The sequence below is a fragment of the Roseibium sp. genome (genome assembly GCF_048260565.1).
GTDB lineage: Bacteria > Pseudomonadota > Alphaproteobacteria > Rhizobiales > Stappiaceae > Roseibium.
In genome coordinates this window covers 283,772-306,489 of sequence record NZ_JBLXGP010000002.1, presented here as the reverse complement: position 1 = coordinate 306,489, position 22,718 = coordinate 283,772, and the positions used below count along the sequence as shown (strand labels likewise).

Below are 22,718 nucleotides of genomic sequence, written 5' to 3'. Positions count from 1 at the left end.
CATCGGAAAACTTTGGCTCAGTGCTTGTGACCGGTTTGACCGATGAAGCCTTCGCCGGGCGCCGGAGGGCAGCGGCCCGATGGCGGGCGGTCCAGCTTTCTTCCTGTCCCCCGGTTTCGGTCGGACCGCTTGCGGCTTCAACCGGCGCCGGTTCCGGAGCCTCTTCTGCAGCCAGCCGGTCGTAATGTCCGGCAATGGCCTTGCCATGGCGGTCGAACAGGATCGCGCTCAGATCGTCGAGATGCCTGGCCTCGAAAAAGGTCGTCGGGGCGACGGATATGCCGAAGTGACGGGAAATCTGCACCATCACCTCGGTGATGGCGATGGAATCGATGCCGAGATTGGCGAGGTTCTCCTCAGGGTCGAGTTGATCCTCCGGCATGCGCAGGGCTTTTGCGGCGATCTGCCAGACGTCGCGGGCCAAGCGGTCCTGCGTGCTCAATTCCGTTTTCGGTTCTTCCGGCGTTGCCTGTGCCCCCGCCTGCTGCGCCTGCGCCGACAGATGCGCGCGGGCCCGCTCGACCAGTTCCCGGTCGAGAAGCTGCGCCATGCGGGCGCGCAGGTCGTCGCGGGGGCCAGAGCTCATTCGGCCGGCTCCTCCTGTTGCGCAGGTGCGGTGTCGGCGAGCATGTCCCGGTAGCGGCGCATGTGGCCAAGCAGCTTCCAGAGATCGGCTTCCCACTGGTGGCGGTAGCTGTCGATGAAATAGGTCTGGCCGAGATCCGGAGTGTCGGCCTTCTTGGCGGCGAGGAAGCGCTGCAGCCCCCGGGTCTTGCCGAAGAGCGCCCGTGCGTAGTTCAGGACGAACAGCCCCTGGGTCTTCAGGCCGTCACCCAGGCCGCCGGCGGCGTTGATGAAGCCCATGAAGAGGATGTTGTCGAGGTTGCGCGGCGTGGAATGCAGGAAGAGGTCGGGAATATCGCCCTTCCATTCCAGCAGGGTCCTGTCGAGGAAGGGAAAGTCGCGGCTGTAGCCGGTCGCATAAAGCACCAGATCGACCTCGGCCGTACTTCCGTCCTTGAACCGCACCGTCTTGCCCTCAAAGCCGGCAATATCGCCCTTCGGCGTGATATCGCCGTGACCGATGTGATAGAGCAGCAGCGAGTTCATCACCGGGTGCGCGCCGTCGAGCGGATAGTCCGGGCGCGGCAGGCCGTAATCGGCGCCGTCATAGCCGGCGAGCCGGAACACCTCCTCGATATAGGCGAGGGTTTCCTCCTTGGTGGCGAACTTGTTGCCAAGCTCCATCATCCATTGCGGGGTCGGCTTTCCGTCGATGAATTTCGGCTGGTAATAGTAGCCGCGCCTTGTGCTGTGCAGGACGGAAGCCGCCGTGCGGATCGCATCGACTGCGATATCGCAGCCGGAATTGCCGCCACCGACCACCAGCACGCGCTTGCCCTTGAGCTGCTCCGCCGACTTGTAGTCACGAACATGCATGACCTCGCCATCGAACTTCCCCGGATAGGGCGGTTCGGGATAGCGCGGCACCCGCTGCAGGCCGTTGCAGACGATCACCAGCGGATAGACCTCGTTGTCCCCGGCACTGGTTTTCAGCCGCCAGCCGTCGCCTTCCGGTGTCAGCGTCTCGACGCCTGCGTTGAAATGCGCCCGCTCGTAGACCCCGAAGGCCTTCGCGTAGGAGCGGATATAGGCCAGCATCTGACGGTGGTTCGGATAGGCCGGATAGTCCTCCGGCATCGGGAAATCGGGAACCTGGGTGTTGAACTTCGGCGAGATCAGGTGGAGGGATTCGTAGGCCCGCCCGCAAGGCGCATCGCCGTTCCACACGCCGCCGAAATCGGACTCCGCCTCGTAGAGGTCGACCGTGATGCCGCCTTCGATCAGTTCGCGCGCCACGCCGATGCCGGTCGGGCCGCCGCCGATAATCGCCACCTTCTGCGGCAAGCTGCTCATGGCTGCGCCTCCTCCCCGATCCGAATGTCCGTGCTTTGCTCCAGTCTCGTCAACCTGACCCCTTCCAGGCGCAGACACTCCCGGCCGTCGGCACCATAGAGTTCCACCCTGAGGCCTACAGAATCAGACCCGCCATCGATCCTGACAATCACCTTATCCTCGAGCGAGGAAAAGCCGGTCATTCGCTCGATACTCAGCGGGAAGGCGAGCGCATTGCCCGCCCCCGCATCCGCGACCCATCCGCCGACGCGGAACGTCAGCAGCCGCCAGACCGCATCCAGCACGAACGGGTCGAACAGCAGGCCCTGCCGGTCGTCCGCCGATCCGCGCGGCAGGACCAGCCGTGCCAGCAGGGCATCTCCCTCACGGCGCACTTCGCTCACCGTCGCCATTTCGGCAGACGGTGGACCGGAATGGATCGCACAGAGCTCAGCGAAGTCCCGGAACGCTGGCGTAATGTCCACACCCGGAAGCGGACTGGCAACCTCAAGGGACTTGCGCTCGCCAAGGCTGTCGGGCTCTGCTCCGACGGTACCGAGGTGCCAGGGCCGTCCCTCCTCGCCGTCGGCTTCAACTTGGTAAAGCAGGCCTTCGCTGTCGGATAGGCCGATCACCGTGAGGTCGCGCGGCTTGCCGTTGACCGGCACCGGTCTGCCCCAGAGAAGATGCTGCAGGTTGCGCACGGGCTTGCCGGAGAGACGCTCCAGTGCATTACGCGCGATCTCGGGCAGGAACAGCCCCGCCATCAGCCGCTCCGTCCCACTTGTGTGGGTCGTCAGGAACGGCTCGTCGCCGTTGATGCGCACCGCGACCTGGCCGATCTCGCCTTCCTGCGGCGCCTTGCCCAGAAGGGGGCCTTGCACCGGGCGAAGTTCAGTACCGCCGGACGGCTCCGCGTCTTCGGCCGGTTCCACCCAATAACTGGTCCTCTCGAACGGATAGCCGGGCAGATGCAGCCCGGCTGCGGAATTCTCCGGCCAGTCGACCACCAGCCCCTTGGCCCAGAGTTCTGCCACCTTGTTGAGGCCGGTCGCCTCTCCTGACCGGAGCCACTTTTCAACGAGCGCCCTGGCATCGTCGTCCGAGCCGAAAAGCGCGGCGGCGTCCGCATCGCCACCAGACAGGTACACTCCCTCGAGCGGCGTGCCGGCAACGACCGACGCCAGCTTGCGCAGGAGGTCGTCGCGGCCGGTGAATGTGAAGGCCAGACGCTCGCTGAACTGCGAGCGGCCGGTCTGCAGCGTGTGCGCCAGCGCATCCAGATCCAGATCCGGTCTGGCGGTGATGAACCGCTCCATGTCGCCGGCATAGTCGGTCAGGCGATCCCGGTTGCGGGCCGACAGGACGAAGATCTTCGGCGTGCCATGATCTGCCGCGACCGGTTCCGTCCCATATTCCTCCAGAACCACATGGGCATTGGTGCCGCTGAAGCCGAAGGCGCTGACACCGGCGCGGCGCGGGGTACCGGAAAGTCCGTCCCAGTCACGCAGGGATCGGCTGACGGCAAAGGGCGTGCGCTCGAACGGAATATGGCTGTTCAGGGTTTCCACGTTTATCGACGGCGGCACCTGCCGGTGTTCCAGCGCCAGCATGGCCTTCAGCACACCGGCGATGCCGGCGGAGGCTAGCAGGTGGCCGATGTTGCTCTTCACCGAGCCGATGGCGCAGCGGTCGCCCGCCGGAACGCCCTCGAAGGCATCGGTCAGACCCTCGACCTCGATCGGATCGCCGAGCGGGGTTCCGGTGCCGTGGCATTCGATCAGGCCAATGGTCGCCGGGTCGATCCCGAAGCGTTCGTAGACGTCTTTCAGAAGGGCGGTCTGGGCCTTCGGGTTCGGCGCGGTGATGCCGTTGGTGCGGCCGTCCTGGTTGACGCCCCAGCCCCTGATCACCGCGTGGATCGGATCCCCGTCCCGCTCCGCATCGGCCAGGCGCTTCAAAAGGACCGCACCGACGCCTTCACCCGGTACGAAACCGTTGGCCCGTTCGTCGAAGGAGAAGCAGCGGCCGTCGGCGGAAAGCATGCTGACCTTGGCGGTGTCGATGAACATGTTCGGTCCCACCAGCACACAGGCCCCGCCGGCGAGCGCCATGTCGCAGGCTCCGGACACAAGGCTTTCGCAGGCCTCGGCCAGGGCGACGAGCGAACTGGAACAGGCTGTATCGATGGAAAGACAGGGGCCGCGCAGGTCGAGCAAATAGGAGATGCGCGCCGCCAGGATCGAGCCGGAGCTGCCGAGCAGGCTGTAGGTGTTGCGCTCGCTGATCAGGTCCTCGTAGCCGCTCGGGCCGGAGGACACATAGACGCCGCAACGGCTGCCGGAAAGGCTTGCCGGATCGATCGCGGCATCCTCGATGGCATGCCACGCGGTCTCCAGGAACAGGCGCTGCTGCGGATCCATCAGCTCCGCCTCGAGCGGCGTGATGTTGAAGAACCGGGCGTCGAACTCCCCGGCGCCGTCGAGCGCGCCCATCCACTTGCAATAGCTCTTGCTCGGCGCCTGCGGGTCCGGATCGTAGTACTTGTCGATATCCCACCGGGAGGGCGGCACCTCGTCGATACAGTCGCGGCCGGAGCGGATGTTCTCCCAGAATTCGCCAAGGTCCCGCGCCTTGGGGAACTTGCCGGACGCGCCGATGATGGCGATGGCGTCCGTGGACGGGCGGCGGTCTTCCGCTGGTTGGGTCGAGGCTGTGGCCGAAACGGCCGGAACGGCCGCCGGGCTTTGAACGGCTTCGGCGGCAACAGGCTCGGCCTCTATCGCTGGCGCTGCCGCCGCCGGCACCAGCGTCGCGACATGATCCACCAGGCCGCCGACGGTGGGATGGGCATAGACGGCGGTGGCAGGCAGGTCGATGCCGTAGCGGGTGTTGAGTTTCCGGATCCAGGTCAGCGCCAGGATGGAATCGAGACCGAGATCCAGGAAACCGGAGCCGTCGGCAATCTCACTCGTCTCGATCATCAGGTCCTCGGCGAGGGAGGACACGATCTCTTCGCGCAACTTCTGGCGATGGTCGCTGGTGGCGGCTACTCTCGGCAGGGCCAACGCTTGAACCGGCTCGGACTGCACCGGTGCGGGCGCGGCCGTTTCCGCAACAGGCCGCTCTCCAACGAGCTCCGCCACATGGGCAATAAGGGCGCCGACAGTCGGGTGGGCGTAGACGGCGGTCGCAGGCAGCTCGATGCCGTAGGTCGTGTTGAGCTTGCGGATCCAGGTTACGGCGAGAATGGAATCCAGGCCGAGGTCGAGGAAGCTGTCGCCGTCGCGGATGTCGGCGACATCGATCATCAGGTCTTCGGCAAGGGACGCGATGAGGTCCGCGCGCAGGGCAGAAGCATCGATGGCAGGCGCCTTCGCAGGTCCGGTGGTTTCCGTCATCCGATCGGCCTCCCCGAATTTCTCCGCGATGCGGGCACGGACGCTGTCGTTTCCGATGAAGGTTGTCTCGTGCATCGCCAGTTCCCGCTGAAGGACAGCGTCAAGTTTGGCCCGCAGCGGCGCGGCGAGGTCCGCCTTCAATGCCAGGAGCTCGGCACGAGGTCGGCGGGCCAGGGCGTGGGCCGCGCGCAGGGCCGTTCCGAGAACCTCCCGCGCAGGCCTGACCGTTATGCGCTCCGAGCGTTCGCCAAGCTCCCGGCCCCGGTATTCGCGGGCGGTGAACAGCACCTCCCGGCCGAGATCGTCGCCGAGCCGATGGGGGAAGATCAGGGTCGCACCGGCACCCGGCGTGAACCCGTACCAGAGATAATTGCTGTGATAGATGCCCTCGGCGGCAAAGATGGCGCGGTCGCAATACATGCCGAGCGACCAGCCGGCGCCGATGCCGTGGCCCTGCATGGCGGCAATCACCGGCAGGCCGCATTCAAGCGGCAGCGAGTAGATGCGCCGGTCGGTAAACCGGCTGCCGCCCTGCTGCAGATCGGCCAGGCCGTCCGCCGTGCCACCGCAGGCAAACCAGGTGTCGTGACCGGTCAGAACGATGACCTTCGCCTCCGGCAGTCCCGCGATCCTCGCGAAGGCTTCCTCCAGCCCGTCCATGAAGGCGGGAGTGAACATGTTGCGGCCGTCGCGCTCGATCATCCTGAGAAGCACGACGCCGTCGTCGAAGAGTTCAAGCTCCATGACGCCGGTCTTGAGCGGGACCTTTCGCGAAGTTCCGGCAAAGGGCTGAGGTCCGCCGGCAAAATCCAGCTGCAGTTCTTTTTTCGGCAGATCGGCGAGCAGGACCGGCAACTCGCGGCGCATGTGTGTTTTCAGGAGACCAAGCGCCTCGCGCGGTCCGTTTGCGATTTCCCCGGCAAGGCGCAGGGCCGCTTCGTCTTCCTGGCCCACCGGGACACGCAGGATGCCGTCCCGGTCTTTGCCCAGGCGGCGGTCACGGAGGACCCCGGCGAGTTCTGATGCGGATGCAGGCACATCCTCGAAATGCGTTGCTTCGGCCGTCACCAGGAAATCGGACAACAGCGCCGTTGCTGCCGCCTGCCCCGATGCCTTCGAGCGAACGGAGGCGATGACGGGAACGGCACAGTTCAGGATCGCTTCCGGGTCAAAACCTTCGACGGTCCGCCCATCGGCCTGCCACGGCGTATCGCCGGTCAGGACGACCGCGCGAACGGTTTCGTCCCGGCTAGCCGCTTCCAGTTCTTCCGTGAGCCTGGATGCTAGCGGCTTGCCCCACGCTCCGGTGAGGTCCAAACGCCGGACACCATCCCGGTCCGTACCGCGTGTCACATCGCCGGCGGGCTCCGCCGGTGTCTCGGCCCTTCCGATGGGCGGCAGGGTCACCCTCGGCGACCGCACCACGTCGTCCGAAGTGACGGCAGCGGCCATGGCAGCAGGGGCAGAAAGACGCACACGCGGTGCGGTGCGAACATCCTGCGGCGCAACGGGAGCCAGGGTTTCGGGCTTAGGTTCGAGGCGCTGATCCACGATCGGTTTTGTTGCGCCCACCCAATAGCTCTTGCCGGCAAAGGGATAGGTCGGCAGAGGCACACGGCGGCGGGGTTCGGAGATAAGATCCCGTAGATCGAGACGACCGCCCGCCAGGAATTTGCGGCCAAGGGCGCGCAGCTGGTCCGCTCTTTGGCCTTCGTCGGCGACGGTCACAGCTTCGGAAATTTGCCGTCCGGCCGCTTCGACCGACGGACCGGCTTCACCCGTTTCGACCCCGGAACCCGTTTCACCCGAAAGCCAGGCCTTCAGACCCGTGATCAACGCGCGCAGATCCCCGGCAACCAGGGCAAGCCGATGCGCGAAGGCCCGGCGGCCCGCGATCAGCGTGAAGGCAACATCTTCCGGCAGCAGCTCGGGATTTGCCTCCAGATGAGCCAAGAGATGGTCGGCCTGGGTCTTCAGTTGCTCCGGCGTGCGGGCCGAAAGGACGAACAACTGGCCGCGTGCCGGTTCGCGAACGGACACTGTCTCCGGCGCTTCCTCGATGACGACATGGGCATTGGTGCCGCTGAAGCCGAAGGAGCTGATCGCCGCCCGCCGCCTGGTGTCAGGCCGGGCCGGCCATGAAACCGGGGCGTCATTGACCCGGAACGGGCCCTTGGTGAAGTCGATGGCCGGATTGCCGCCGGCAAAATGCAGCGTCGGCGGGATGGTTTCATGGTTCAGGCTCGAAAGCACCTTGGCGAGACCGGCGATGCCCGCCGCCGTGGTGGCATGGCCGATGTTCGACTTCACCGAGCCGAGGAAAATCTCATGTCCGTTCAGATCCGCGTCCGCAAAGGCGCGGACAAGCGCGGCATGTTCGATCGGATCGCCGAGCACCGTGCCGGTGCCGTGGGCCTCGACATAGTCGATGCTTGCCGGGTCGACGCCGAAGTCGTCATAGACCTGCCGAATCAGGCGCTCCTGCGAGGCCGCACTTGGCGCGGTGATGCCGTTGGTGGTGCCGTCCTGATTGGTGCCGGAGGCGGCAACTACCCCGAGCACGGTGTCGCCGTCGGCAAGGGCATCGGCCAGCGGCCGGAGCAGCACGGCGCCCACCGCCTCGCCGGGCACGATACCGTCGGCATCCGCACCAAAGGCGGCGCAATGACCGGAGGGCGACAGCATCTGCGCCGCATTGGCATAGCGGAAGAACCGCGGCGAACACTGCACGAAGACGCCGCCTGCGAGCGCCATCACGCACTCGCCGTTGCGGATCGCCTGGCAGGCCAGATGCAGTGCGACGAGGGAACTGGAACAGGCGGTATCGACCGCGACGGCCGGGCCTTTCAGATCCAGCCAGTAGGATATCCGCGCCGGGATCAGCGAGGTGGTGTTGCCCCAGAAGGCCTGGCCCGGCGGCTGTTCGGTGAAGAGGTCCTGATAGTCGCCATGGGCGCAGCCGACGAAGACGCCGCAGCGGCGGCCGATCATGTCGTCTCCCGCATGGCCGGCATTTTCCAGCGTCTTCCAGGCCTCCTCCAGGAACAGCCGCTGCTGCGGGTCCATGTAGGTGGCCTCGAGGCCGGAGATCCCGAAGAAGACCGGATCGAACCGGTCGATGCCGTCCAGGAAACTGCCATGGCGGCCATAGCTGCCCGGTTCCGCATCTTCATAGAACGGCGCCAGGTCGAACCGGCTGACCGGCTCCACCAGATCGTCGCCTGCCGCCAGATGGGCCCAGAGTTCATCGATGGTTTCCGATTTGGCGAAACGGCCGCTGGCGCCGACGATGGCGATGGGTTCGCGGCGGTTGCCATGGCGGGAAGGCTGCGGCTGCGGGCGCGGTTCGGACGATGTCTTTGGCGGCGCGGTCGGCGGTTCCTCCGGTGTGACCTGCACACCGGAAACAGCTTGGGGGAATTCAGCCGACAGGTAGCCTTCCAGCCGGACGACATTGGTGAAATCGAACAGGGCGGTCTGGTCGAGATCGATGCCAAGCGCCTTGCGCAGGCGATGGACGAGTTCGGCGCCAAGGATCGAATCCAGCCCGTAATCGGCAAAGCTTCGCTCCACGTCGATGGCCGACGGCGGGACATTGAGCGTTTCGGCAAGGGCTGTCAGCAGGATCGTGCGAAGGGGCGTATCCGAAGACGGACGGGCCGGCACTTCGGTGACAACCGGGCCCGCATCATTCGCGGCCGCCTTGACCGCCTCTGTCATGGGCGAAACCGCTTCCGTTACCGCAGGGCCTGCGGCGCGCGCGGCGATGATCTGCTGGCCGAGCGCCAGTTCCGGTCCGGACGAGCCCGCGACCCAGGCGAAGCCGGTCTGTTCGAGCACGCCGCGCCAGCTTGCCGGCGTCAGTGACGGTGTTCCCGGGATGCGGCGGTCCGGATCGGTGAACCGCCACCAGCCTTCCAGCAGGCCGAAGGTCACATGGGTAAAGAGGGTCGGCTTGCTGGTCTCGTTCATCAGCAAGATGCCGCCCGGTGCCATGGTCTCGCGCACCCGCGCCAGCGTCCGCCCGATGTCCGCGGTCGCATGCAGGACGTTGGCGGCGATGACCAGATCATAGCGGCTCGGCTCGATCTTCTGGTCCGCGAGCGGCTTTTCGACATCGAACAGCGCGGTCGTCAGGCCGGGTATTTTGTCGGCGTATGAACGTTCCGCATGGATCAGGAAGGCCCGCGAAACGTCCGTATAGGCGTATTCGTCGATCCGGCCGGCATGAGCGCGCAACGCCTCGAAGACCGGCTCGCTGGTGCCGCCGGTGCCGGCGCCGATTTCCAGAATGCGCAGCTTGTCGTGTGCCGGCTTCCAGTCAGCGACGACCTGTGCCGCGGCTTCCGCCACGGTCCGGCTGAAGCGGGCGGCAACGGCATTTTCCTTGTAGACCGCCTCGACCAGCGTCTGGCGGCCGTCGGGGAAGAGCACGTCCGTCGCGCGGCGGCGGCCGGTCAGGATCTCCGGCAAGGCCTTGAGCGCTGTTTCCGCAAGCTCCATCTGCGCCAGCGAACGGCCGGCCTGTTTTTGCGCCTGCCACGCTGCCCCGGCTCCTTCGCTCGTCACGGCGTAGTCGCGGTCTTGCGTGCCGAGCAGCGCCTTCGCCGCTTCCAGCCACGGCCAGAAGGTCGAGATGACCTCGGTCTCCGGGATCTCGCTCAGAACCGCCCGAAGGACACGGGCGACCGCCGTTTCCAGCGTGTTCTGTTCGGCCAACAACGCGGGATCGCCGGCAGGGGTCTCGACCGCTTGCCGGAGTCCTGTGCTTTCTGCATTGGTCCGGAGCCCGCCGCGCAGGTCGGCCGGGATCCAATACCGGGTCCGCTCGAACGGATAGGTAGGCAGAGAACCGATCTGCGCAGGTTGCTTACGTGGCAGCGCGTACCAGGCAATGTCGACACCTTCGACCCAGAGCCGGAGCACGGTTTCGAGACGGTTCGTCTCCCAAGCCCTGGCGACGACTTCGGCGATGACCTCGTCGTCGCTTAAGGAAGACAGCACGCCGCGTTTGCCATGGGGCTGACTGACGAAGACCGGCAGGTCCCGGTCCTGACCGGCAATCCAGGCTTGCAGGATATCCGCCAACTCGCCCGTGTCGCTTGCAAGAATGCCGAGCCGGCAGTCCATCGCCTCGCGGCCGACCTGAAGCGTGTAGGCGATGTCGGCGAGATCAAGCGCACCAGTCGGCAGTGCGCCCTGTCCGCCGTGCGAACAGAGAAGCGACGCCAGTCCCTTGACCGAGCCGGCCAGCTCGATATCGGAAAGGCTCAGCGAAGACCCAAACGAACTGCCGATCCATCTTGTCAGGGCTGAGGCGTGAGACGCGTCGACCCCGAGCGCGTCGAAACTTTCTTCCGGATCGATGTCGGCGGGATCGACATCCAATAGGTTTCCGAGCTTCGTGCACAGGTCCGTCGTGACTGCGGAAAGATCCGGCGCGCGGTCCGTCTGCTCCGCCGTTCCGGTCTTGCGCAGATAGGCCAGCAGCCGTTCGGCAGCGTCCTTGAGGCGATCACCATCGCGGGCCGACAAGATGATCGCTTGCGGTCCGGTTCCGGTCGCGCCGGTCTTGCCACCGGCCTCCGGCTCGTTCCATTCCTCCACGATCACATGCGCATTGGCGCCGCCGGCGCCGAAGGACGATATCCCCGCCCGGCGCGGTTCGGCAGAGACCCACGGGGCCGCGTCGCGTTGCAGGGTGAACGGGGATTTCGACAGATCGATATTCGGATTTGTCCGTTCCGCATGCAGGCTCGGCACCAGCATGCGATGTTTCATCTGCAGGACGGCCTTGGTCAGCCCGGCGATGCCGGCGGCCGCTTCCAGATGGCCAATCGAGGATTTCACCGAGCCGAGCGCGCAGAAGCCGGTGTCGGTCGTATCGGCCGCAAAGGCCTGGGTCAGGCCATCGACCTCGATCGGATCGCCGAGATCGGTGCCCGTACCGTGGGCCTCGATGCAGCCGAGGTCGCGGGCGCTCAGACCGGCACGGTCGAGGGCCGCGCGCACCACGTCCCGCTGGGCCGCCGGACTGGGCACCGTATAACCATTTGTGCGCCCGCCGTGATTGACCGCGCTGGCCCTGATCAGCGCATGGATCCGGTCGCCGTCGGCAACCGCGCGCGACAGCGGTTTGAGCAGGACACAGCCGACGCCTTCGCCGGGCACGAAGCCGTCAGCCCCCTCGCCGAAGCTGCGGCATTGGCCGGACGGGCTCAGCATATGGGCCGCGCTCAGCTCCGCATAGTTTGCCGGATGCAGATAGAGATTGACGCCGCCGGCAATCGCCATGGTGCAGCTTCCGGCACGCAGATGCTCGCAGGCCTCGTGGATCGCCGTCAGCGACGAGGAACACATGGTGTCGACGGGCATGCTCGGGCCGGACAAATCGAGGATATGGGACACCCGGTTGGCCATGCCGGCGAATGAGGTCGACGGCCGTGCCCGCGCGCCGCCCTCGGTCATGAACGGACCATAGAGCGCGTAGCCTGTCTTGGTGACCCCGGCAAAGACGCCGACCCGCGCACCGCCGTGCTCAGTTCCCGCGGCTGCCTTGAGGCGGTCGCGGGTATAGCCGGCATCTTCCAGCGCCTGCCAGGCGCTTGTCAGGAACAGCCGTTCCTGCGGATCCATTGCCGCCGCGTCCCTTGGCGACAGCTTGAAGAACAGGGGATCGAACTCGGCAAAGCCGTCCAGGAACGCGCCCCACTTGGAGTAGCTCTTGCCCTGCGCCACCGCCTCGTCCGGATCCGGTTCTAAGAAACCGTCCAGAGACCAGCGGTCTTCCGGGATCTCGCGGACCGCATCATGGCCGGCGAGCAGGTTGTCCCAGAAGGCATCGAGATCCGGCGCGTCCGGGTAGGTACCGCTGATACCGATGATGGCGATGGGTTCGTCCTGTGCCGGGTGCGGGGATTGTTGTGCTGGCGCACCGACGACGGAGGCTGGAGCGAGCTTTTGTTCGACCGGCGCGGCAGCGGTTTCGGATACCCCGGTCCACTCCAAGCAAGCCGACGGCTGGGTCTCGACCAGGTAATCGCTCACGGCCGCAAGGGTGCGATGGCGAAAGAACAGGGTCTTGGGCAGATCCTGGAAAATGTCGCCCAGCTCGTTGTTGAGCCGGGTGATCATCAGGGAATCGATGCCGTAGTCTTCCAGCGGCGCCTGCGGGTCGATGGCTTCTGCGGCCAAGCCGCTGATGCGGGCGAACAACCCGCTCAGCTTCGACCGGGTCCGGGCTGTGAGTGCTGCGGAAGGAACCGTTACGTTTGCTGTCTCGATCGACGAAGGCTGGACCTGCGGGTTCTTGGCAGTCTCCGCCTGCCTTGATGCAAAGAAATTCCGGATCCGGGTTTCCTCGCCCGCGACCACGGCAATCTGCGAGGCGCGAGCACCAAGGCACAGATGCAGCGCCTCAAGACCGGCCGCGGTCTTCAACGGTCGCTGACCCATCCTGCGGAAAAGCGCCTCTTCGGTTGCCGCGTCGACACGCATGCCACCGTCTTGCCAAAGCGGCCAGTTGACGGCTTTGATGGTGCCGCCGGAGGTTCGGGCCAGGGCGTCGAGAAAGCCGTTGGCTGCCGCATAGTCGGCCTGCCCCGGATTGCCGAACGGTCCGGCAAGGGAGGAGAACAGGACGAAGTCTTCGAGCTCGAGCCCCGCACAGGCCTCGCGCAGGGCGAGCGCGCCGGCAACCTTCGGTGCGAGCACCGCCTGCAAATCCGCATTCGTTTTGCCGGCTAAAAAACCGTCCCGCAGGGTGCCTGCACAATGGATCACGCCGTTGAGACCGCCATGCACTTCGACGATGTGTCTGACCAATGCCTTGACCGCCGCCGCATCACCCATGTCGACCTGACGATAGGCGGTCACCGCTCCGAGGGCGGGCAGGCTCTTCAGAAACTCAGACCGGTCGCCATCCATCGGTTTCGACCCGCTCAGCACAAGAACGGCGCTCTTTGCGGTCCGGGCGATATCCTCGGCGACGAGACGGCCAAGGCCGCCCATGCCGCCGGCGATCAGATAGACACCGCCGTCGCGCCAGCGGTGTTGTGGCGCGCTGTCAGGCAGTTCCCGCCAGGTGCGGATAAAACGTTGTCCGTTCTCATAGCGGCTGTGGGTCCCGCCCGGCGCCCCGGTTTCGGCCAACAGCCATTCCGCCACAGTTTCTGCGGCAGCGGCTGACGGAACCTCGAGCATCTGAATTTTGATGCGCGGCTCTTCCTGTGAGGCAGTCATCAGCATGCCGAACAGGCCGGCATAAAGCGCGCCGTCGCCGTCTGCGGGAACGGCGAGCTGGATCAGAAGGTCGTCGCGGTTCGCGGACGCCATTTCCCCTTGCAGCAGTTCCATAAGCTGGCGGGCCGCATCCGAATAGCGCTCGCCGATCCCATGCCCTGTCGGAGTGAGGTGGACGATCTCCGCGTCCTGACCTTCGGCAATCCGCACGCCGCAGCCGACGGCAAGCCGGCGTCCGGCAAAGGGCGAACCGCTTGCTTCAGCCGGAACCCAGTCCATTGCGAATAGCATCCTGTCCCGTTCGATCTGCGCCGGTTTGACGGTCGGCAGCCAGAATCGGGTCGGTGCGCAGCCGTGCGGCGCAAGCGGGTGCCGGGACCGGCCGCTGGGTGCATCGTAGCTTTCCAGGACCACATGGGCGTTGGTGCCGCCGAAGCCGAAGCTGCTGACGCCCGCGCGGCGCGGGGCTGCCGCATTACCCGCCGGCCAGGGTTCGCGTGCGGTCACGACCCGGAACGGACTGCCGTCCAGATCGATATGCGGATTGAGCGGTATGCTGTTCAGGGTCGGCGGCAGTTCGTTGCGGCGCATGGCCATCAGGATCTTGATGACACCGGCCAGCCCGGCAGCAGCCTCCAGATGGCCGATGCTGGACTTGACGGTGCCAAGCCCGATGGTCGGCGCGGACACCCGTTCGGATCCAGTCAATTCCGCATAGGCCCGGCGCAGGCCGTTGATTTCGACCGGATCGCCCAGTTCGGTGCCCGTACCATGGGCCTCGATATAGCTGACCGTGCTTGGGTCGATGCCGCTCATGGCATCGACGATCAGTTGCGCCTGGGCCTTGGCATTGGGCGCGGTCAGCGCGCCGGAGCGGCCGCCGTGGTTTTCCGCACCGCCTGCGATCACGCCCAGGATCCGGTCGCCGTCGCGTTCCGCGTCCGCCAGGCGCTTCAAGAGCAGAACCGCCACGCCTTCGCCGCGGGCATAGCCGTCGGCTGCATCGCCGAAGGTGTGACAATGGCCGGTCGGCGACAGCATGCCTGCCTGATGAGGCCCCTCGAAACCATCCAGCGACAGGCACAGGTTGACGCCGCCGACCAGGGCCGCCGAACACTGGCCGGCGCGCAGCGCGTCGCGGGCGCGCAGGAGGGCGACCAGCGAGCTGGAACAGGCGGTGTCTATCGCCTGGCTCGGGCCGTTGAGATTGAACTGGTGCGACAGGCGGTTCGCGGCCATGGCGAGCGAATTGCCGGTGGCGACATACCCATCCGCCGCCAGTCCTTCGGCACGCCACAGTTCGGCATAATCGAGCGAGGTGATGCCGACGAAGACGCCGGTCCTCCGCGGCAGCTCCTCCGGTGTGTAGCCGGCATCCTCCAGCGCGCGCCAGGAGGTTTCCAGCAGCAGGCGCTGCTGCGGGTCCATTCGCTCCGCCTCGACCGGCGAGACCTTGAAGAAGGCGGCATCGAACCGGTCGACATCCTCCAGGAAACCGCCGTGGCCGGTAAACCCGGCCTTGCGGAGGCGCTCGACATAGGCCGGCGAGTAGCGCTCCAGCGGCAGGTCGGAGGTCAGGTCCCGTCCGGCGAGCAGATTGTCGAAGAAGCTCTCCACGTCGGGGCTTTGCGGGAACCGTCCGGCCATGCCGATGATTGCGATCCGGTCGTCTGCGGGACCGCCGCTTCGCTTTGGCGCCGGAGCTTCGACGGGGGCAGGCTGAAGTGGCGAGGACACCACATTCGCCGCAGCCTGAGCCGGTATTGCCGGAGACGGAGCGGCCTCTGTCTTTGGCGCCTCCGGTACGACACCGTGGCGTTTCACTAGATGCTCGGCCAGGGCCTCGATATGCTCGCATTCGAAAAAGATCGCCGGCGACAGGTCGATGCCGAAGGCTGCGCTGATGTCGTTGGCGTAGCGGGTCAGCGAAATGGAATCGAAGCCGAGGTCGTGGAAGGCTTCGCGCGCGCCCAGATCGGACGGGGAGAATTTCAGGATCGTCGCCGCCATTTCGCGGAGGTCCTGTTGGAGCTGCGCGGACAGGTCATGAGAGGCCGACGTGTCGTCGGCACGAGATTCGGCGGGTCGCGCAATAGCCTGCCCGCCAAACGCAACACCAGACATGTCCGCCACGATCCGGCCGGCGCTGTCGAGGAACTTCAGGCTGAACCGGCCGTCTGCCTCAGGCCGGCAAAGGACGTCTGATATGTCGCCATTCGCAAGCTCCGCGCTTTGGATGGCGTGGATCGTGTGGTCGGCAAGATCCGGGGCCGCGAGCAGCAGGGCTTCGTATGCCGCGCCCAACGCCGGTGCTGAACAGAGGGTATTTTTCTTGAAGAAATCCTGCTGCGGCGGATCGGAACGCAGGCTGCACAGAACTCCGCCATCGGCCAGACGCCGAGCCTGATCGATGCTTTCCAGATAGGGCCCGAAGGCAAGCCGCCGGGCTTTCAAAGTTTCGTAGACGGCCTTGCTGTCCAGAACCTCCCTAGCCTCGCGACGCAAGGCGTCCGGATCGATGATCCGCTCTGCCCGTCCCGCCGCTTCGACGACGGTTGCCCCGAGCCACGGCGTCCGTTCATCAACCTGCGAGACAATCTCAACGCGAACGGCGCTGCCTGACGCTCCCGGCTCCACCGCGATTTCGAGTTCCCGGACCTCCGGCCAGTCGGGGCTTGCGGCAATCTGCAAATCTCCGACGACGGGATGCACCGCCACGCCTGCAACACGCGCGGCGGCGGCGACGATTTCGGCGGCCACGGTCGGCAGAACGGTTTCCCGTCCGCCAGTGGTGTAGACGTAGTCGCGCAGTTCCGTCAGGTGGATCGCCGTGGTGTAGCGCAGGCCGGTCACATCGGAGCGGTTGAGGCCGATGAAGGGATGGAGTTTCGAGCGGGCGCCGATCGGATTGACCACCGATGGTGCGTCCGGTTCCTCCTGGTACCAGCAGCGGATCTTCTCGAACGGATAGGCGGGCAGCGACACCCGGCGCAGGTCGCGGCCCTTGTTGACCACATCCCAGTCGACCGATGCACCGGCGCACCAGGCGGAGGCGACCGGCTCCAGGCGACGGGCTTCGCAATCGGCAAGCAGCGCATCGCGATCCTCCGGCGGATCGCAGTCCAGGATCGAAGGCACGTAGACCATGCCCGGCGCGCATTCGCCGCTCGTCAGGAAAGCGTCGATGGCGGCAAGCGCCGCCTGCCTGTCCCCAGCGACCAGCGCCAGTCGGCAGGTGAGTTCGTTCCGGCCGGTCTGGAGCGTGTAAGCGATGTCGGCAAGCCGGTCGTCCGGATGTCCTTGCAGATGCGCACTGAACCTTTGCAGAACCGCGCGCAGACGGTCGGGGGTGAGTGCGGAGAACACCAGCAGTTCTGGTTCCTTCCGCTCGGCAGGACGGGCGAGCGCCCGGTATTCCTCTATGATGATATGGGAGTTCATGCCCCCGGCGCCGATGGAGGTCACGCCGGCGCGCCGCGGCAACTCCCGACCGGCCTCGTCCTTCAGCCGTGTCCAGGGGGACAGCTCGCGCTGGACATAGAAGGGCGAGGTCGCGAACGGGATATCCGGATTGAGCGTTTCGGCATGGAGCGACGGGGCAAGCTGGCCGTGCTTCAACTGGGCGAGCACCTTGACGATGCCGGCCAGACCCGAAGCGCCAAGCAGATGGGCCACATTGCTCTTGACCGTTCCGATCGGGCAGGTCTGCACAGCGTCGGTGTGCTTGCGGAACACCTGGGTCAGAGCCTTGACCTCGATCGGGTCGCCCAGCGCGGTGCCGGAGCCGTGGCCCTCGATATAGCCGATGGTCTTCGGGCTGATGCCCGCATCGTCCAGCGCCCGCTCGATGGCGACCGCCTGCTGGTTCGGATTGGGCACGGTGAAGCCGTTGCGTACGCCCGCGTTGCTGATGCCCGATCCGGTGATCACGCCGTAGATGTGGTCGCCATCGCGCTCCGCATCGACGAGCGGCTTCAGCACCAGGGCGCCAACGCCCTCACCCAGGATCGTGCCTTCCGCACCGAGACCGTAGCCGCGGATGACATCGGCGGACTTGGTGGTGAAATGCTCCTGGGAGGTGGCGATCAGTTTCTGCGGATGAAGAAGCAGGCTGACCCCGCCGGCAAGGGCCATTTTGCAGCGGCCCGCGCGCAGCATGTGCACCGCTTCATGCACACAGGTGGAAGCGGCGGAGCACATGGTGTCGAGGAAATAGGACGGGCCGGTGAAGCCGTAATAATAGGAGACCATGTTCGGCACGGTGCCGGTGTAGCTGCCGCTTGCCAGCGAGCCGCGCATCAACATGTTCTGGAAGCCGTAGAGGTCGTACTCGTTGGTCATCGAGCCGACGATCACCGCCACGTCGCCGCCATAGCGCCGGGCCATGGTCTCGCGGGAATAGCCGGCGTCCTCGAAGGCCTCGACGCTTGCCTGCAGGAACAGCCGCACCTCCGGCGACATCAGTTCGGCTTCGGCCTGGGAGATGCGGAAATAGCGTGGGTCGAACTTGTCGATATCGTTCAGGAAGGCGCCGGTCTTGACCACGGTCTTGCCGAGCACGTCCCGTTCGCCGTGATGCAGCGCGCTATTGTCCCAGCGCTCGGCCGGGACCGGTTCGAAGCCGTCGATCCCCTCCGACAGCATTTTCCAGAAGGCGTCCTGATCGTCGGCCTTCGAGACATGAAGCGACAGGCCGACGATGGCAATGTCGTGCCGGTCGTCCCGTGCCGGTTCGGCAGGCCGTTGGCTGCTTTCTTCCCGCACCGGCGCGGACACCACCACGTCCGCCGGGCGGGCTTCCATGGCAGCGGCCTTTTGGACCGGGGGCGGAGATGTTTCCTCTGCAACAGCGGCAGGCTCGTCCTCGGCAAAGAGGCTCAGAAGCGCCGGCCTGTGTTCGGCGACCAGATGTTCCGCCACGCCTTCGAGATCGACATATTCGAAGAACAGGGTCTTCGATAGCGGCCCGAGCGCCTCCTCCAGCCGGTTGGTGCTCTCGACGATGGCGATGGAGTCGAGTCCGTATTCCTCCAGCTTGCGGTTGGCGCGGATGCGGGCGGCATCCATCTCCAGAACATCGGCCAGGATATCGCGGACGTAGCCGACGGTCTTTCGCCTCAGCGCGGCATCGTCGATCGCGGCAGCTTTGGCCGGTTCGGCGACCCGATCCTGTGGAGCGTCCGCCTCTTCAACGTCTGGGCTTTGCCCAAATCCGGCGAGCACCTCGTCGATCCGGTCCAGATCGCCGTGCAGCACGGTGCTGCGCGGCGAGCCGTTGCCGGTGAGAACGGTCTCCAGTGCTGCGAGCCCCGCCTCGGTCGGCAGCGGCGTCAGGCCGAGGCGGCGTTTCATGGCCTCGAGCGTCGCCATGTCGACCGACATGCCGCCTTCGCTCCACAGCGGCCAGGCGACGGCGATCGTCCTGCCCTTGCGCTTGCCCGCGGCGACCTCCGCGCTGCGGATTTCGGCAAAGGCATCCATGAAGGCATTGGCGGCGGCATAGGCGCCCTGCCCGGCGTTGCCGAAGACAGAGGCGATCGACGAGCACAGCACGAAGAAGTCGAGCGGCAGGTCCTGCGTCGCCCGGTCCAGATTGACCGTACCGGCGACCTTCGGCGCGAACACGCCGGCCGCCTTTACCGCCTCCTGGGTCAGGATATAGCCGTCGTCCAGAACGCCCGCCGTATGGATGATGCCCATCAGCGGCCCCTGGTCCCGTGTGATCCGGGCGGCGTCTTCCACCTCTTCCGGCTTTGCGATGTCGCAGGCGAGGTAGGCGACATCCGCGCCTTTTCCGCGCAAGGCTTCCAGCCGGATCTGCCCGTCACGGTCCGGGGTCTCCCGCCGCCCGGTCAGCACCAGTTTGCGCGCTCCTTTGGCGACCAGCCAGTCGGCGAAGATCAGGCCGAGGCCGCCCAGACCGCCGGTTATCCAGTAGACGCCGTCCGGATCGATGGCGAAGGGTTCCGGTTCGGCCAAGGACGTTTGCGAAACGGGCATCCAGGCCTGACGCATGCCGGCCGTGCTGTAGCGCAGTTCGGTCAGCGTGTCGCTTGCGCGGGCTTCGGCCAGGGCGATGGAGCTCAGCCGGTCCGCTGAGCCGTCGCCGGCCAGCGTGATGACCCGGCCGCTGATTTTCGGATTCTCGATTGCCGCTGTTTTTAAAAGCCCGGCAAGAGGCGCAATGGCGGGAACCGGAACCATGTCCGTTGCCATAACGAGAATACGCACGGGTTCTGCAGGGCGCGAGCGCAGGATATCGGCGACGATTCCGTGGACAGCGATGAACAGGGTTTCCGCAGCCTCGGCGATCCCGCTTTCCGAAACATCCGGGAGAAGGTCGACACTCCAGCCGGTGCGCTCGCCGAGGATCGCCGCGGTTTCGGCAGACGCACCTGCGAGCAGGATGCGGGTTTGCCCGGTTGCGTCGCCGGCCTTGAGTTGAAGCGGCGCTTCCTGCCATTCGCCGTCGGTGACGACCAAAGACATGGACGGCTCTGCACCGTCCTCCGTCGTTTCGACCGCGACGTCTACACCCGGCTTCAAAACCCGTAAGGCGAGATCGTGAAAGGCGGCCTTTTTGATACCGTGCCTGTCGTAGAGGTCGATATCGAGATGGCGCATCGGCGCATCCGGGGCTGCACCCGAGGTCAGGCGCACATGCGCCCACATGACTGGCTCGCAGGCGCCAAGGACTTCGATGTGCCGGCAGGAGAAGGGCACGGCCGCGCCGGACGGCGTGTCGTCGCCGACCGCGACCCAGGCTTGAATGGCCGCGTCGAGCAGCACCGGATGCAGCGGCATGGCGTCCAGCGAGGCAAGCAGGCGGCGCGGCAATTTCAACTTGGCCAAGGCCTCGCCTTCACCGCGATGGACCTGCGCCAACGCGCGGAAGGAAGGCCCGTGATCGACACCGCTGGTCCGAAGCCGGTCGTAACAGGTCTGCGGCTCCACCCGTCCGGACATGCGGGCTTTCAGCTCGTCCAGGTTCACAGACGTTGCCGGAGCTTCCGGCAAGGCGAAGAGTGTCCCTTGTGCGTTCGGCACATTGGATGCCCGGTCGCCAGGTTCGTCAGCCGTCCGGATCGAGAATCCGACCCGGTCAGGCTCGCGGCGCTGCAACCTGGTTTCAACGTTGACCGCGCGCCGGTCTATTATCCGGATCGGCTTGCTCCAGACCACATCGTCGATCGCAAAGGCGGGCGATTGCAGGCCGCCGGTGACATCGGCCGCCGCGCGCGCCATTTCCAGGCAAGCCACGCCGGGCAGCACCTGGTTGTCGCCGACATGGTGATCGTAGAGAACGAATTCGTCGCCGGTCAGGCGGGTCTTGAAGCTGCAGCCGTCAAACCGGGATGTGTTCCGGTGCAGGAGCGGATGGGGAACCGGCTCCTGGTCCTTGGCCCCGAGCGACAGATCCATCCAGTGACGTTCCCGCTCGAAAGGATAAACCGGAGCATGGATCCGGCTTCCTTCGGCCTTGCCGCCGGTCGGCCAGTCGACGTCTTCGCCGGTGATCCAGCGGCGGGCGAGATTCGCTTCCTTAGCCGGCTTATGACTATCGGTATCGTCAATGCCTATCGGGAAAAGACAACCGGTAAGGCTGTCGCCGATCAGACAGGCGCGTAGTGCGTCGGCGAGGCCTTCGAGGGTCTGGACCACGAAGGCACAGCGGGCCTCGAGCGGTTCGCGCGCGGCCTGACAGGTGCGGGCGAGATCGGCCAGAGAGATGTTGTCCCCATCGGCCTGTTCGACGAAACGCAGGAGCGTGGCTGCATATTCGGACAGACGCGCCTCGTTCGCCGCAGACAGGGGAACCACCTGGAGGGACTTTTCCCCGTCGGCCGCGACGGGCTTCCGGATCGGCGGCTCCTCCAGTACGACGTGGCCGTTGCTGCCGCCGAAACCGAAGGAACTGACGCAGGCCCGCCTCGGATGACCGTCCCGGTGCCGCCACTCGGTCGTTTCCGACTGGATGCGGAACGGCGTCCCGGACAGGTCGATCAGCCGGTTCAGCTCTCCGAAGCCCACATTGGCAGGCAAGCGATTGTGTTTCAGGGCCGCCAGAACCTTGACGATGCCGGCCACACCGGCCGCGCCTTCCAGATGGCCGATGTTGGTCTTGACCGAGCCGATGCCACAGCTCTCGCCCTTGTAGGCGACGCCGTTTTCCTCAGCCAAGGTAGCGAAAGCCTGCTTCAGGCCGGAAATCTCGATCGGGTCGCCGAGCGGGGTTCCCGGGCCATGGGCCTCGACGTAATCGATGCTATCCGGGCTCACGCCCGCTTCCCGGTGCACTTCGGTAATCAGCTTCGCCTGGGCGACCGGATTGGTCACCGTCAGCGAGTTGGTGCGGCCGCCGTGATTGATGCCGATACCGCGAATGATGGCATGGATCGGGTCGCCGTCCGCCTGCGCGCGCGACAGGGGTTTCAGCAGCAGGACGGCGCCGCCTTCGCCGCGGACGTAGCCGTCGGCGGCGTCATCGAACGCCTTGCCCTTGCCGTCCTTCGACAGCATGCCCGCCTTGGAGAAAGCGACGAAATGGTTGGGCGACCAGATCAGATTGACCCCGCCGGCCAGCGCCAGGTCGCAGGTCCCGTCCTGCAGCGCCCTCACCGCCTCGTAGAGCGAGGTCATCGACGCGGCGCAGGCCGTGTCATTGGTGATGCTCGGGCCCTGAAAATCGAAGAAATGGGACACCCGGTTGGCGATGATCGAAAAGGCGATGCCCGTCGGCGTATAAGCGTCGACCTGTGCCAGATGCTTTTCCAGAAGCTCGGCGTAGTCCCAATGGCACACGCCCATGTAGACGCCGGTCCGGCTGCCGGCGAGATCGGAGGTCCGGTATCCGGCATCCTCTATGGCATGCCAGGCCATTTCCAGCGCGAACCGCTGCTGGGGATCCATCCAGGCCGCCTCGCGCGGGGAAATGCCGAAGAAGCCCGCGTCGAAGCAGTCGGCATCGTCGACGAAGCCGCCCCAGATGCTGTTGGTCCTGTTGCCCCTGGCCGGGTCGCCCATCAGGGCTTCGGCATCCCAGCGCTCGGCCGGCACTTCGGAAATCAGGGAGCGTTCGGCGGCCAGATGGCCCCAGAATGCGTCGAGACCGTCGGCGCCGGGCAGACGCATACCGACGCCGATGATGGCAACAGGTTCCCGCGTTCCTCCCTTGGTCAT

The 22,718-nt window shown here is 65.8% G+C and carries 3 protein-coding genes (1 of these 3 cut by a window edge); all 3 read right to left on the bottom strand.

Going from position 1 to position 22,718, the window contains the following annotated elements:
• Tightly spaced (each overlapping or abutting the next), the 3 genes in view from ACN0SO_RS05985 to ACN0SO_RS05975 form a layout consistent with a single transcriptional unit that may run on beyond the window.
• A protein-coding gene (locus ACN0SO_RS05985) for an amino acid adenylation domain-containing protein (RefSeq protein ID WP_417675563.1) crosses the window boundary here: on the bottom strand, positions 1–586 show its 5' portion. It extends 20,006 nt beyond the left edge of the window; only the first 586 of its 20,592 coding nucleotides appear in the window; it begins with the start codon at positions 584–586; the stop codon falls past the left edge of the window.
• Positions 583–1,917, bottom strand: coding sequence for a flavin-containing monooxygenase (locus ACN0SO_RS05980; RefSeq protein WP_417675561.1), 1,335 nt, complete (start codon positions 1,915–1,917; stop codon positions 583–585). Before ACN0SO_RS05980 ends, ACN0SO_RS05985 begins: the two co-directional genes overlap by 4 nt.
• The gene (locus ACN0SO_RS05975) at positions 1,914–22,718 is read right to left on the bottom strand and encodes an SDR family NAD(P)-dependent oxidoreductase (protein ID WP_417675559.1); all 20,805 of its coding nucleotides are present in this window, start codon (positions 22,716–22,718) and stop codon (positions 1,914–1,916) included. The genes ACN0SO_RS05980 and ACN0SO_RS05975 overlap by 4 nt, the downstream gene beginning before the upstream one ends.

What these genes read in the sequence shown, in the direction of transcription:
- ACN0SO_RS05980 (WP_417675561.1), bottom strand. Translation starts at nt 1,917, where the DNA reads ATGAGCAGCTTGCCGCAGAAGGTGGCGATTATCGGCGGCGGCCCGACC.
- ACN0SO_RS05975 (WP_417675559.1), bottom strand. Translation starts at nt 22,718, where the DNA reads ATGACCAAGGGAGGAACGCGGGAACCTGTTGCCATCATCGGCGTCGGT.